The organism is Saonia sp. (genome assembly GCF_056326165.1).
Genome location: NZ_JBWFBN010000012.1, coordinates 42,514 through 57,066, shown reverse-complemented (window position 1 = coordinate 57,066; position 14,553 = coordinate 42,514). Strand labels below are relative to the sequence as shown.

The window sequence follows — 14,553 nt, the reverse complement described above, 5'->3', positions numbered from 1 at the left end:
TGTTGATTAATTGGTTCTTATCAAATTTAGGTAAAAAAAAAGCCTCTGAACAAATAGTCTTTATGAAATAGAAAGAAGAACGGGCTTTAAACTATCCTATTCTAGTGCCATTTTCTACTTTTCTCTCAGGCTGAATTAAAATCACTTCCTTGTTTTCTCCAATGCCTCCGAGGATTAAACATTCACTCATGATATTAGCAATCTGTTTTGGAGGAAAATTTACAACTGCAATTACCTGCTTTCCAATAAGTTCTTCTGGATGATATAGGGCAGTAATTTGCGCGGAGGTTTTTAGCTGGCCATATTTTCCAAAATCTACCAAGAGTTTATAAGCAGGGTTTCTGGCTTCTTTAAATACTTCTGCTGATAAGACAGTGCCAACCCTCATTTCTACCTTCAAAAAATCTTCCCAATTTAATTGTGTATCTGCCATGGTACTTATTTTCTATTGAAAAATTGCAAACCAAGTTTCCTCCAATATTTTATATGCTCCCAAATATATTTTCTAGTAGCTGAGAGAAAACCTTTAATTAATTCTTTATGCTTTTCATACTGTAGCGCAATAAAGGTACACGCAATCATAAATAGAATGGCACAAGGGATAACTATTTGTGGCGTAAGTGAATGGTTAAAATAGCGATAGAGCCCCATGCCTGTAAAACTGCCATATAAAATTATAAAGTGAACAACATATATGGATAAAGTGCTTTGCCCTATTTTTAATAAGGTTTTGTTTTCCATAAGTCTTCTAAGAAGCATAAAAACTGCAAAGACCAAAAAGACATCTCCCAACCTAATAAACAAATAGTTGTTGGAATATACTCCTTTAAAGAGTTCGGAGCCTGTCCACCTCTCCAAGAGAACAAAAAACGAGGAAGATTTGTATATAAGCCACAATCCCAATATACTGGCAATGGAAATGGCATAGATATATAAATGTTTTACATCTTTAAATCGATTAAAAAGGGTGGATAAAAAACCACCAATTGCTGTATAGCCCAGCCATGGAATAATGGTAAATACTGAGCCATTTGCCCTAGTTAAATAATTGGCCAAGGCTTCTGGCAAAAAAGAAAAGGTTAAGGGCTTATATTGTGGTTCATAAATAAACAAAAGTAAACTAACGGCCAATAAGAGAATAGGGAAAACAACCTTTATACTTTTATAACTAATTAAATAAATAATGATGATTCCAATTAAGGAAAGACCAATGCAATGCAGCACATCTACTAAATAAAAACCTCCATAAATATGCCCTTTAAGAAGGCCGCCAAAATTAAGCCTAAGCAGATACCCAATAACAAGTAGTTGTAATCCACGCCTTAGACCTTTTTTAACTCTAGGATTAGAGAGGCCTTTTCGGTCAACTCGGGTTAATAAGAAGGTAAAAATAAATCCAGAAACTGTAAAAAATACTGGGGCTGTAATTCCCCTAAAATACTTCCATGTTGTATAAGCCCAATTTGTATCATCTCTAAAAGCATTGTCTAAAAGCCCATCAACAAAATGCCCTTGAAGCATCATAAGAATGGCCCATGCCCTCATGGCATCAATAAAATACAAACGACCCGTTCTCTGCTTCATTTTTATAGATTGACTATAGATACTTGTAAGTCAGTAGCTTTTAGTTTTTTGCTGCGCAAAATTATGCAAATTCCTCGCAATTTGATGTTATTTGGGGTATTTTAGTCCTCTAAAAAGATACTATGGCAAAGATATTGGCATTCGCGGGGAGCAACTCGTCAACATCCATCAATTTTAAATTAGTAAAGTATACCGCATCACAAATTAAGAATCATGAAGTTCAAACTCTTAATTTGGCAAATTTCCCTTTTCCTATGTTCAGTGAGGATTATGAAAAAGAAAATGGGTACTCTAACTCACTAGTTGAGTTTATGAATGAAATAAAAGCTGCTGATGCACTGGTTGTTTCTGTAAATGAACATAATGGTAGCCTGTCTGCGTATTTTAAAAACTTGCTGGATTGGCTATCTAGAATCGAAAGAAATTTTTTAGAAAACAAAAAGGTGCTTTTAATGTCAACTTCTCCAGGGAGAGGGGGAGCCACCGGGGCTTTAGGTGTTGTCTCCACATCATTTTCCCACTTTGGTGCAGAGTTAGTCGCTACATTTCCCCTGCCTTCTTTTAATCATAATTTTGATGAAAAAAATGGGATTTCTGATTCTGCCTTGTCTGATGCTTACCAGACAGCCTTGAATAAATTTTTGGGTTCACTCTAAAACTGAGAGCTTGCGTAAAAAGGCTTCATTTACTGTTCCTAAAATCAATGAATTTAAAAAATCATTGTTACTATGGGCGCAACAATTTGATGAAGTTGTTTGGTTAGATAGTAATGGGCATAAGAGCAAGTACAGTTCTTTTGATGGCTTGTTGGCAGTAGATGCTCTTACAAGTTTGGTTACAGATTCCCAAAATGCATTTGATGAATTAAAGGAATACCATACCCAAACCAAGGATTGGATTTTTGGCTACCTCTCTTATGATTTAAAAAATGATGTTGAGGCGTTGTCATCCCATAACTTTGACGGGCTAAATTTTCCTGACCTCTGTTTTTTTCAACCAAAAAAAATAATTAGAATCCAAGGAGATAAAGTTGTTTTTCTTTACCTAAATATGGTTGATGATGAAATTGAAAGAGATTTTAAATTCATCTCCAATAGGAATTTTGAAAAGAATACTCCAATTATTGAAACCCACCCTGTAAGGATAAAACTTAGAATTTTTAAAGATGAATATTTTAAAAGAGTGGGAAAAATGCTGAATCATATTCAAAGAGGAGATATTTATGAAGCTAATTTTTGTCAAGAGTTTTATGCGCAGGACACAATCATTAATCCATTAAAAATATATAACAAACTCAATAAAATTTCCCAAGCTCCTTTTGCAACCTTTGTTAAAATTTGGGATAAATATTTATTGTCCGCCTCACCAGAACGATACTTAAAAAAAGAAAAAAGAAAAGTCATTTCCCAACCTATTAAGGGCACAGCTAAACGGTCGACCAATAAAAGGGAGGATGCTTTATTGGTAAAGAACTTATCTGAGGATGAGAAGGAACGAGCCGAGAACATTATGATTGTGGACTTAGTAAGGAATGACCTTTCTAAAAGTGCTAAAAAAGGGAGTGTTAAGGTAAAAGAATTATGCAAAGTCTATACTTTTGACCAAGTGCATCAGATGATTTCCACAGTAACCGCTAAGGTGTCAAAATCAAAAAATCCAGTAGAAATTATAAAAGAAACCTTTCCTATGGGAAGTATGACAGGTGCTCCCAAAGTATCAGCCATGAACATTATTGAGAAGCTTGAAGCCACAAAAAGAGGGTTGTACAGTGGTGCAGTAGGTTATTTTACACCAGATAATGATTTTGATTTTAATGTGGTAATACGCAGTATTCTGTATAATGCTTCTAACAAATATGTATCCTATTCTGTTGGAGGTGCTATTACGGCCAAGGCTTCCCCAGAAAAAGAATACGAAGAATGTTTGGTTAAGGCCAAAGCGATGAGAGAAGTATTGGAAGATTCCAATACTTCAAAATAATTTATTAAATTAATGGCGCCAAACTTTATCAACCAATGGATTTTCAACAATTTGCATTTCAATATAATGGAGCATCCATATTTGGGCAATTTGCTCAACCAGAAGAAATAAAGGGAGTTGTGATATTGGTTCACGGAATGGGAGAACACTCAGGCCGTTATTTGGAACATGTGGTGCCTGCGCTTTTAAAATGTTCTCTGGCAGTAGTTTTGTATGACAACGTTGGGCACGGAAAGTCGGAAGGAAAAAGAGGACATTGTCCAAGTTATGATGGTTTAATAAATATTCTAACTAGAGTATTGATTAAAGCAGAAACTTTATTTCCGGCCAAACCACGTTTTCTTTACGGACATAGTATGGGCGGGAATTTAGTTCTTAACTATGTTTTACGAAAAGTTCCTAGTTTGAAAGGTGTTATCGTCACAAGTCCATTTCTTCGATTGGCTTTGGTCCCACCCAGAGGAAAAATGATGATGGGTAAATTGATGATGGGCATTATGCCTTCCATAACATTACCTTCAGGATTAGACCCAAATGGAATTTCAAGAAATCCGCAGGAAGTTGATAAATATGTAAATGACGAATTGGTACACGACAAAGTGAGCCCTATGTTTACTTTTCCTGTTATTGATGCTGGGGAGTGGGCAATAACTAACGCAGACCAACTTAAAACAAGGACATTATTATTACACGGAACAGCTGACCCTATTATTGACCATAAGGGAACAATTGCCTTTCATGAGAATTCATCCATGACAGAACTAAAACTTTTTGAAGGAGGTTATCACGAATTACATTATGACCTCTGTAGAGATGAAATGCTGGAAACCATACAAAATTGGTTACAGCAACAACTTTGAGTACTTTTGTTCGGTGCTAAAAGAATTCCAACAACATATAGAAAACTATTTCACGGAGCTTACGGAAGCCTCATTCCTTTTGGCATGTAGTGGCGGATTGGATAGTGTTGTCTTGGCGTATCTTTGCACAGAGTTAAACTTAAATTTTGCATTGGCACATTGTAATTTTAATTTACGAGGAGATGAAAGTGACGTAGATGAGAAATTTGTAGAGAATCTAGCAAAAAAATTCAACAAAAAATATTTTGTAATTAGTTTTGATACAATTGATTACATGTCTAAAAGAAAAGTATCACTACAAGTATCAGCAAGAGAGTTAAGATATGATTGGTTTTACAAATTAATGAAGGAAAATGGAATTGAGAAGCTGGTTACAGCCCATCATGCAGATGATAATTTGGAAACCTTTTTTATTAACCTTTCTAGAGGCACAGGGCTTGATGGACTTACTGGTATTCCGCAAAAAACAGATTCAATAGCAAGACCCTTACTTAAGTTTTCCCGTGAACAAATTTTGGAGTATGCAAGTTCAAAAAAACTAAAATGGAGAGAAGATAGCAGTAATAAGGAAACCAAATATCTAAGGAATAAGATTAGGCACCAAGTTGTGCCGTTACTGAAGGAATTGAACCCTACATTTCTTAATAATTTTGCGAACACTCAAAATTATTTGGGTCAATCCGCCGTATTGATAGATAATTATATCAATCAATTAAAAGAATCACTTTTTATAAGAGAAGGAGATATAATAAAAATTGAAATTGAGAAATTACAAAAATTAAGCCCCATTAAACCCTATGTTTTTGAGCTTTTTAAAAATTTTGGGTTTACAGAATTGGACGATGTTGTTGGGCTTATTTCTGGGATGAGCGGAAAGAAAGTTTTTTCTAAAACCCATAGATTACTACGAGATAGGAACCATCTTTTGTTACAAGAATTGGCTAAAGAAGAAAATGTAAACTATGAGCTTGGTGAAGACCAGAAAAAAATCGATATACCATTTGGTATGTTAGTTTCCATTGCGAATACAATGGATAAAACCTCTGAAAGTATTTTATATATAGATAAAGAAAAGTTAAAATACCCTTTGGTGATAAGAAAATGGCGAAAAGGCGACTATTTTTATCCTTTTGGTATGGATGGGCAAAAAAAGAAGGTCTCCAAATTTTTTAAGGACGAGAAAATGAGCCTTATTGATAAGGAAAAGCAATGGGTTTTGTGTTCGGACAATAAAATAGTCTGGATTATAGGAAAAAGGGCAGATGAGCGTTATAAAATAAGAAGTACAACCAAATCAATTTTAAAATTTACGTTGCTGTGATAAAACAGATTCTAGTATTATTTTGCATTTTATTCTTTTATTCTTTCGGTACTGCCCAATCAGAAGATGATCCAGTTGCATGGTCACATGCGGTGAATAAGGTTTCTGATACAGAATATGAATTGGTTTTCACTGGTATTATATTAAAGGATTGGCATGTATATTCTCAACATACATCCGATGGGGGGTCTTTGCCAAGTGAGTTTACTTTTAAAAATGAAGGTGAAGACTATGAACTGGTCGGTGAAACACTGGAAAGTGAAACTCATACAGAATTTAGCGATGTTTTTGAAGTAGATGAAACCTTCTTCTCGGACATTGCAATTTTTACCCAAAAAATAAAAGTATTAAAACCAGGTGTAGATCAAATAGACGTTAATCTTTTTTATCAGGTATGTAAAGAAGTATGTTTTAATAAAGAGTTTGATTTTAGCATCTCCCTCAGTGGAGCTCCTATTGTTATAGAAGAAAAAACCATTGATGACAAAAGCAAGTCCTTAAGCGATAGAATGCTTTTGGATTTAAAAAAGAAAGAAAGGCTTAATGAAGGATTAGAAGATGTTGCTAAAGAAGGTTCTGGATTGTGGACCATTTTTGGTCTGGGTTTTTTAGGTGGACTTATAGCTTTGTTAACACCCTGCGTGTTTCCAATGATTCCCTTAACCGTATCTTTTTTTACAAAGCAATCTAAAACTAAATCCAAAGGCATTGCAAATGCTGTTCTGTATGGATTATTTATAGTGATAATTTATTTTCTATTGAGTCTTCCTTTTCATTTGTTTGATTCGGTTGATTCTCAAATTCTTAATACCATTGCTACCAATATTTGGCTCAATGTATTTTTCTTTCTGATTTTCGTCTTTTTTGCCTTTTCCTTTTTTGGATATTATGAATTAACGTTACCCAGTTCATGGGCCAATAAAATGGATGATGCTTCCACAAAGGCAGGAGGAGTCATAGGCATCTTTTTTATGGCTGTCACTTTGGCGATTGTTTCTTTCTCATGTACTGGCCCTATTTTAGGGGGCTTATTGGGAAGTACCGCTTTGGCAGAAGGGGATGTTGCTACTAACTTGTCCGCAGGGATGCTAGGGTTCGGAGTGGCTTTGGCATTACCATTTGCGCTATTTGCATTATTTCCCGCATGGTTAAATTCCTTGCCTAAATCTGGTGGATGGATGACAACGGTAAAGGTGGTTTTAGGTTTTTTAGAACTGGCATTGGCATTTAAGTTTCTTTCCAATGCAGATTTAGTAGGGGATTGGGGCTTTTTAAAAAGAGAAATTTTTATTGGTATTTGGATCATCATTTTTGTTTTGCTGGCCTTGTATCTGTTTGGAATTATTAGGTTCCCACATGATGAGTCTAAAAAGAAATTATCAATAACCAGAATGCTTGGAGGTATTGCTTCTGGGGCTTTTGCGTTGTATTTGGGCTTGGGTGCTTTAAATGTGTTGGACCTAAAATTATTTGGATTTTTACCTCCAGATTTTTATACTGTTGTAGAAAAAGAGAATGATTGCCCTCTGGGAATAAACTGTTTTAAGGATTTTGATACAGGACTTGCATATGCAAAGCAAGTAGACAAACCTATCTTGTTGGATTTTACTGGTTGGGCATGCGTAAACTGCCGTAAAATGGAAGAGAATGTTTGGAGTGAGCCAGATGTTTATAAGATTATAAATGAAGATTATGTTCTAATTTCTCTTTATGTAGATGATAGAAAGGAACTTCCAGAGAATCAGAAATTCGATTTTAAATATGATTCTGGTCGGGTAAAAACCATCAACACTATTGGGAAAAAATGGGGGACCTTCCAAACGTTGAATTTTAATGCTGCATCACAACCTTTTTATGTATTACTCTCACCAGATATGGAAGTGCTTAACTCATCTATTCAATATGTGGACAAGGATACATATATGAGCTGGCTGCAAGTGGGTCTTAACAATTTTACAAAATAAAACAGACTGCTAAAAGCAGCCTGTTTCTATTATTTTATAGTTTTTATAAAAGGGAAGGGTCATCACCAGCACTTGTGCCAACAATTTCATCTAGTTCATCTAAAAATGCCTCATGTACCTCATTTGCATTCATGACATGTTTGTTACGATGACGGTTGAATTTGTTTCGGTGTCCAAATCTATTTTTCCACCTATAATTTCTTTTTCCAAGTTCATATCCTCTACGAGCTGCTTCCATACGTTGTTGCGGAGTTCCATGGTGGCCATCACTTGTGAAAGAACAATCCCCTATATTATAAAATAAATCAAGAAACTGTTGTGTTGTTTTCCAATTATGAGTCCCACCCCTTCTATGTGTTAAGTAATAACCGGTAAAAAAATCTGCTTCTAGTTCAGTAGTTCTAGTTGCTTCAGGAGCATTGTCCGCCGCACCACCTGGATACCAGCTATCAAAATTGTTAAACTGTACTTGATGTCCCCATTCGTGAGCCATAATACCTGTCCATACCACTGCGGGTCTAATCCCTGTTTCAGATGCCAGTTCTACAAGCCCGTCTCCAATGACAATTAAATCCTCTTGATCAAACAAACCGTCCAGGGCAATGGCAAAACCATCAAATGATAATAATGGGGTCTCTGTCAAGAAAGTGCTTTCAACATTTACATAATTAATAAAATAGTCGGCATAGATCAAGGCTTCTTCTTCTGTAAGTCCATACCAAAATGTAAGTATGTCTACAATTTTATCTGGATCGTTTAGAGTAGCATTATGCTGCCCCCTAACCGTTACCTCATTGGACATCCTCCAAAAACGTTCTAATCCACGTTTAATATTTCTTACTAAATGGGTGTATTGTCCACGATCCCCAAAATATTGCCATCCATCATCAGTAATGGTATGGTAAAAATTCATTTCGGCATACAATCCATACCATTCTGCTCCCAATGCATCTAAATTGCTGGCAATTGAAGCATTAATTACATCGTCAAACGGAGTAGTCATACATTCACTTGGTTCCACGGCAGTTTCTAAATCAAATGGAATGTCATTAAATAACATGCTTTTAGGAATCTGTATTGTAGGCGAGGGGATAGATAAATCATTTTCAAATGTGGTAGAAGCAGTGGATTTAACGGCTTTTAACGTTTCTGTTTCATCAAAAAAAGCTTCCTCTTTGGAACAAGAAACAAGGAAGGAGAAAGATGCTAAAGCACTGACAAATAACTTAGTAATGTTTTTTTTCATAATAGGGTGTTTAATAGTGGTTATGTTTTTAATGTTTGCTGATTAAATTAATGAAAATTTTAACATAAAAAATAGACTTGTAAAAAAATTGCAAACAACACAGGCCAATAAAATGTACTTCAATAGTTTTTAAAAAGAATTATCTTTAAATCCCTAACAAATTAAGTTGTGAAAAAGATAAAAAGAGTATTGGGAGTGCTGGGCATTCTTATTTTGTTATTGACAATTGGCGCTTGGATATTTATCAATACGTTGAAACCGGACTATAGTGGAGAAGAAGAGTTGGAGAAACTAACTCATGAAGTCAAAGTATATTATGACACCTATGGTATACCTCATATTTATGGAGAAAATGAAGAAGATGCCATAAGAACACTTGGTTATGTGCATGCACAGGACAGACTTTGGCAAATGGAATTATTGCGTAGAATTGGTAGGGGAGGACTCTCGGAAGTTTTTGGAAAGGACATGGTGGGAACCGATAAGTTTTTCCTATCTCTTGGAATAGATGATGCAACGGCCAAAGCTTTAAAAAACTTGGATGTAAACAGTCCTATGGTTAAATTGTCCGAAGCCTATTTAGATGGAATTAATCAGTTTATAGACGAAGGCCCAACACCTATTGAGTTTTATCTTACTGGAATAGAAAAACAACCCTTTTCATTGACCGATGTGTACAATACTTTGGGGTATATGGGCTTTAGTTTTGCAATGGCACATAAGACAGACCCATTGTTGACCGATATTAAAAATAAGCTGGGATCTGAATATTTAAGAGATTTGGCAATTGATATCCACCCTAATTCTACCTTGATAAAAAACCATAATAAAAAATCAAACGATTCTTTACTTGGAAATGTCATGGCCGCAGTCACCAACTCCTTGGAAGGATTGCCCATACCCCAATTTGAAGGCAGTAATAGTTGGGTAATTGGTGCAGGGAAAACAAAAAATGGCAAAGTCATTTTTGCCAATGACCCCCATATTGGTTTTGCACAGCCATCTGTTTGGTACGAGGCCCATTTGAGCACACCAACCTATGAAAAATATGGATATCATTTAGCAGGTGTTCCCTTTCCTTTATTGGCGCACAATAGAAAATTGGCTTACGGACTTACCATGTTCGAGAATGATGATATTGATTTTTACTACGAAAAAACAAATCCACAGGATAGTACACAGTACAAAACTGTGGAAGGATGGAAAACTTATGAAACCTTTAGTAAAACTATTAAAGTAAAAGATAGTGAAGATGTTTCTTTTAATTTTAAGAAAACAGATCATGGACCAGTTTTAAATGGAATTGCAAACCAAATAACTGGGGAAGTACCTATTAGTATGTCATGGATTTACCCAAAAATAGAGAACAAACTTGTAAATGTAATATATGGGATGTCCCATGCCAATAACCTTGAAGAATTTAAGGCTGTATTACCCAGTTTACATGCTCCAGGGTTAAATATTATGTATGGAGATGCAGAAGATAATATTGCTTGGTTTGCAAGTGCTAAACTATATCAAATGCCAGATAGTGTGCATACAAAGTTTATTCTGGATGGTACATCGGGCAAGGAAGAACCTATTAAATACTTAGATTTTTCAAAAAATCCTCAAGCTATTAATCCATCATGGAATTATGTGTATTCGGCCAACAACCAACCAGATTCTATTGCTGGAATGTTGTACCCTGGATATTATTTACCCGAAAATAGAGCTAAAAGAATTGTTCAGCTTTTAGAACCCAGAAATGATTGGGACAAGGATGCGGTTGGTGAAATGATTAACGATGTTAAATCTGCGGTTGACTCAAGAATACTTTTGAATCTTTATAACAAGGTAAAAACAAAGGAATTATTGGATGAACAAATTATTTTACTGGATAAACTTAGTTTATGGAATGGCACCTACGATTTGGAAAGTGTAGAGGCAACTGTATATACTAGATGGCTATATTTTGTTCTAAAAAACACTTTTGAAGACGAATTGGGAGAAGATATGTTCAAGCAATTTTTATCAACCCATTTCCATAAGCGATTGATAGCACCCTTAGTTAAGAACCATGCTTCTGTTTGGTGGGACAATGTAAATACAAGTGATGTGAATGAAACAATACAAGATATCATACATCAATCCTATATAGAGGCGATGGAATCTTTGCGAGATGATTTTGGTGCTAAAGTGGGAAGTTGGACATGGGATAAAGTGCATACAATAGAGCACGGTCATCCAATCGGGCAGGTGGAATCATTACGTTCCTTCTTTAATGTAGGACCTTTTCCAGTAGCAGGTTCTAGAGAGGTAATCAATAACCTTGCATTTGTTTTTGATGGGACAGGAAAGTATAAAGTCACTGCAGGACCATCAACTAGAAGAGTTATAGATTTTTCTGATGTAGAAAATAGTATGAGTATTTTGCCAACAGGGCAGTCAGGAAATCCATTTAGCCCCCATTACAAAGACCAAGCGGAAATGTATATAAATGGAGAATTCAGAAAAATGATGATGAATAAAGATGAAATAGTAAAAAAAGCAAGGTCTTTACTTATATTTAAGCCTTCAGAAGATTAATATGCTTACAAAAATTTATGGTAGTGCTGTATTTGGCGTAGAAGCGGAGACTATTACAGTTGAGGTTAATATTGATAAGGGAATTGGCTACCATTTAGTTGGTTTGCCAGACAATGCCATAAAGGAAAGCAATTACCGTATTGCCGCAGCTCTTCAAAATAACGGGTATAAGATTCCCGGAAAGAAGATTACCATCAACATGGCTCCAGCCGATATGAGGAAAGAAGGTTCGGCCTATGACCTTACCTTGGCATTGGGCATTCTATCAGCTTCCGACCAAATTAAATCTGAAAATATTGATAAATATATTATCATGGGAGAACTTTCTTTAGACGGTAGCTTACAACCTATAAAAGGAGCATTGCCCATTGCCATAAAAGCACAAAAAGAAGGATTTACAGGTTTTATCTTACCCAAAGAGAATGCTAAAGAAGCCGCTATTGTTGGAGATTTGAAAGTATATGGTATTGATAATATAAAAGAAGTCATTGATTTCTTTGATAAAGGGACTAATTTAGAGCAGACCATTATAGATACTAGGGAAGAGTTCTACAAAAGCTTAGATTTTCCTGAATTTGATTTTTCAGATGTAAAGGGACAAGAGAGTATAAAACGCTGTATGGAAATTGCCGCCGCTGGAGGACACAATATTATATTGATTGGTCCACCGGGAGCAGGAAAAACTATGTTAGCCAAACGCTTACCATCCATTTTGCCACCCATGACTTTGCACGAGGCACTGGAAACTACCAAAATACATAGTGTAGTGGGCAAGGTGAAGAATATGGGTTTAATGAGTCAGAGGCCGTTTCGCAGCCCACATCATACCATTAGCGATGTAGCTTTAGTGGGTGGCGGAGCCTATCCACAACCTGGAGAAATTTCCTTGTCGCACAATGGTGTTTTGTTTTTGGATGAATTGCCAGAATTTAAACGAGGTGTGCTGGAAGTTATGCGCCAACCTTTGGAAGATAGGGAAGTAACTATTTCTAGAGCACGGTTTACGGTAACCTATCCCAGTAGTTTTATGCTGGTGGCAAGTATGAATCCTAGTCCCAGCGGTTATTTTAATGACCCAGATGCCCCTGTAACCTCTTCACCTATGGAGATGCAACGGTATCTGAGCAAAATTTCTGGGCCATTGTTGGATCGTATCGATATCCATATAGAAGTGACACCCGTTCCCTTCGAAAAACTTTCAGAGGACAGAAAAGGGGAAAGTAGTGTGGATATTAGAAAAAGAGTGACTGCAGCGAGAGAGATACAAACAGAACGCTTTAAAGAAATGGACAATGTGCATTACAATGCGCAGATGAATACCAAACAGATTCGGGAGTATTGCAAGTTAGATGATGCTTCAAAAGAGTTGCTTAAAAATGCCATGGAGCGCTTAAATCTTTCTGCGAGGGCCTATGACCGAATTTTAAAAGTTGCCCGTACCATTGCTGATTTAGAAAGCACCCAAGACGTTAATGGAACCCATATAGGTGAAGCTATTCAATATCGTAGTTTGGATAGAGAGGGGTGGTTGGGGTAATTAATTACTTCAACCAAATTTCTTAATCAAGTAATAAGTAAATTCAATAATTTCCTTGTAATTCTCCTTGCTTATTTTCTCATCAATACCATGAAATCTTGTCATATTTTCTGGTGTAATTCGCATGGGATAAAAGCGATATACATCATCTGAAATATCATAAAAATAACGTGCATCTGTACCACCCCCAACAAGTCCGGGTACCACTATGGCATCAGGAAACACAGATTTTATAGTGCCTTCCAGAGTTTTAAATGCCTTAGAATCAATCTTTGAGACAGGAGAAGGATTGGTGAGAAAACCAACAGGCTCCACTTTTATTTTATCACTGATGGTACTTTCAATATGTTGTTGAACAGATTCTATGGTTTCACCAGGAAGAATCCTAAAGTTAATGGTGGCCTCGGCCACTGTCGGGATTACATTGTTCTTTACGCCGCCATCAATAATTGTTGGAGCCGTAGTAGTATGGGCATTTAATGCTTTTAGGATAGGTTTCTTAAACAACCATGGATTTGCAAAAGCCAATTTTTTAAAAAAAGGTAGTTCTGCTCCCATATACTCAAATTGGTAGTCTATCGGCTTTACCAGTTTGTATGGCAATTGATTGTTTTCTAAGTCTACAATAGCCTGCGCTAGCATTCCAATAGTATTTTCGCGGGGTGGTTGAGAACTATGCCCACCTGTTGTTTCCACAATAAGGCGAAATGAGGCAAACCCTTTTTCCGCTAGATTAATCATAGCTACAGTGCTTTCTATACCAGGAACCAAATCATCGGCAAGAAAGCCACCTTCATCAAGGGTCATTGCTGCATGTATTCCTTTTTTCTTTAGGTAAGCTGCAATTTCATGAGCTCCATTGCCACCACCAACTTCTTCATCATGACCAAAGGCTAGGTAAATGGTTTGGGAAGGAACAAAAGATTCTCCCAATAGAAGTTCTACAGACTCCATTAATGCAATTAAGGAACTTTTGTCATCCATTGTTCCTCTCCCTACAATATGGGTACTCGTGATTTTTCCTTCAAAAGGTCCAGCTTCCCAATCTTTTAGAGTTGGCTCATCAACAGGTACCACATCTTGGTGAGACATTAATATAATGGGTTTTTTACTGGAATCGGAACCTTCCCATTTGTATAACAAGCTATATTCACTAATCTTTTCCAAGGAAAGATTTTCATGTACTAAGGGAAAGGTATTCTCTAGAAATTGATGAAAGCCATTAAAAGCGGTTGAATCTGGAATTGACTCTTCACTAAAAGAAATTGTGGGATAAGTAACTGCTTGGGCGAGGTTCTTAAATACGTTGTCTGAAATGTTCAATTTTTCCACAGGTTCCGAAACTACCTGTTTGGAGGTTAACCTCAATGTATTAAAAAGTAATATACCTGCAACGATTACTAAAATAACTAGTAGTAAGTAAAGGATTTTTTTCATTTGGTTTGGTTATAGAAATTAATTTTTTTAGTTGATTTTTAAACTAAACAATTCTG

11 protein-coding genes are annotated in these 14,553 nt (G+C 36.0%); 7 read left to right on the top strand and 4 right to left on the bottom strand.

The annotated features are described in order from the left end of the window. Positions 1-91 precede the first annotated feature (91 nt). On the bottom strand, positions 92-433 hold the full coding sequence (locus tag AC000W_RS11480) for a tRNA-binding protein (RefSeq protein ID WP_474748445.1): 342 nt from the start codon (positions 431-433) through the stop codon (positions 92-94). Positions 434-438: 5 nt separating this feature from the next. Continuing rightward, the gene (locus tag AC000W_RS11475; RefSeq protein WP_474748443.1) at positions 439-1,584 is read right to left on the bottom strand and encodes an acyltransferase family protein; all 1,146 of its coding nucleotides are present in this window, start codon (positions 1,582-1,584) and stop codon (positions 439-441) included. A 122-nt stretch (positions 1,585-1,706) separates the two neighbouring features. On the opposite strand from AC000W_RS11475, the gene AC000W_RS11470 reads away from it, so the two are divergent. Genes AC000W_RS11470 through AC000W_RS11450 form a run of 5 tightly spaced genes read left to right on the top strand, consistent with a single transcriptional unit; the run spans position 1,707 to position 7,709 of the window. After that, positions 1,707-2,240, top strand: coding sequence for an NADPH-dependent FMN reductase (locus AC000W_RS11470; RefSeq protein ID WP_474748441.1), 534 nt, complete (start codon positions 1,707-1,709; stop codon positions 2,238-2,240). 10 nt (positions 2,241-2,250) lie between these two features. After that, entirely contained in the window at positions 2,251-3,564 is a 1,314-nt protein-coding gene (locus AC000W_RS11465) for an anthranilate synthase component I family protein (RefSeq protein WP_474748440.1), read from the top strand. Positions 3,565-3,599: 35 nt separating this feature from the next. After that, the gene (locus tag AC000W_RS11460; RefSeq protein WP_474748438.1) at positions 3,600-4,424 is read left to right on the top strand and encodes a lysophospholipase; all 825 of its coding nucleotides are present in this window, start codon (positions 3,600-3,602) and stop codon (positions 4,422-4,424) included. A gap of 13 nt (positions 4,425-4,437) precedes the next feature. Next, entirely contained in the window at positions 4,438-5,745 is a 1,308-nt protein-coding gene (gene tilS, locus AC000W_RS11455) for a tRNA lysidine(34) synthetase TilS (RefSeq protein ID WP_474748437.1), read from the top strand. After that, on the top strand, positions 5,742-7,709 hold the full coding sequence (locus AC000W_RS11450; protein WP_474748435.1) for a protein-disulfide reductase DsbD family protein: 1,968 nt from the start codon (positions 5,742-5,744) through the stop codon (positions 7,707-7,709). Before tilS ends, AC000W_RS11450 begins: the two co-directional genes overlap by 4 nt. Before the next feature lie 43 nt (positions 7,710-7,752). Here the strand turns inward: AC000W_RS11450 and AC000W_RS11445 are convergent, their stop codons facing one another. Beyond that, complete coding sequence (locus AC000W_RS11445) at positions 7,753-8,955, bottom strand: hypothetical protein (RefSeq protein WP_474748434.1); 1,203 nt, start codon at positions 8,953-8,955, stop codon at positions 7,753-7,755. A gap of 168 nt (positions 8,956-9,123) precedes the next feature. On the opposite strand from AC000W_RS11445, the gene AC000W_RS11440 reads away from it, so the two are divergent. Together AC000W_RS11440 and AC000W_RS11435 are read left to right on the top strand one after the other, a co-directional pair. After that, on the top strand, positions 9,124-11,523 hold the full coding sequence (locus AC000W_RS11440; protein WP_474748432.1) for a penicillin acylase family protein: 2,400 nt from the start codon (positions 9,124-9,126) through the stop codon (positions 11,521-11,523). Between the two features lies 1 nt (position 11,524). Next, complete coding sequence (locus tag AC000W_RS11435) at positions 11,525-13,060, top strand: YifB family Mg chelatase-like AAA ATPase (protein ID WP_474748430.1); 1,536 nt, start codon at positions 11,525-11,527, stop codon at positions 13,058-13,060. 9 nt (positions 13,061-13,069) lie between these two features. Here the strand turns inward: AC000W_RS11435 and AC000W_RS11430 are convergent, their stop codons facing one another. Beyond that, complete coding sequence (locus AC000W_RS11430; RefSeq protein ID WP_474748429.1) at positions 13,070-14,497, bottom strand: M20 family peptidase; 1,428 nt, start codon at positions 14,495-14,497, stop codon at positions 13,070-13,072. Positions 14,498-14,553 lie beyond the last annotated feature (56 nt).

What these genes read in the sequence shown, in the direction of transcription:
- AC000W_RS11480 (WP_474748445.1), bottom strand. Translation starts at nt 433, where the DNA reads ATGGCAGATACACAATTAAATTGGGAAGATTTTTTGAAGGTAGAAATG.
- AC000W_RS11475 (WP_474748443.1), bottom strand. Translation starts at nt 1,584, where the DNA reads ATGAAGCAGAGAACGGGTCGTTTGTATTTTATTGATGCCATGAGGGCA.
- AC000W_RS11470 (WP_474748441.1), top strand. Translation starts at nt 1,707, where the DNA reads ATGGCAAAGATATTGGCATTCGCGGGGAGCAACTCGTCAACATCCATC.
- AC000W_RS11460 (WP_474748438.1), top strand. Translation starts at nt 3,600, where the DNA reads ATGGATTTTCAACAATTTGCATTTCAATATAATGGAGCATCCATATTT.
- AC000W_RS11445 (WP_474748434.1), bottom strand. Translation starts at nt 8,955, where the DNA reads ATGAAAAAAAACATTACTAAGTTATTTGTCAGTGCTTTAGCATCTTTC.
- AC000W_RS11435 (WP_474748430.1), top strand. Translation starts at nt 11,525, where the DNA reads ATGCTTACAAAAATTTATGGTAGTGCTGTATTTGGCGTAGAAGCGGAG.
- AC000W_RS11430 (WP_474748429.1), bottom strand. Translation starts at nt 14,497, where the DNA reads ATGAAAAAAATCCTTTACTTACTACTAGTTATTTTAGTAATCGTTGCA.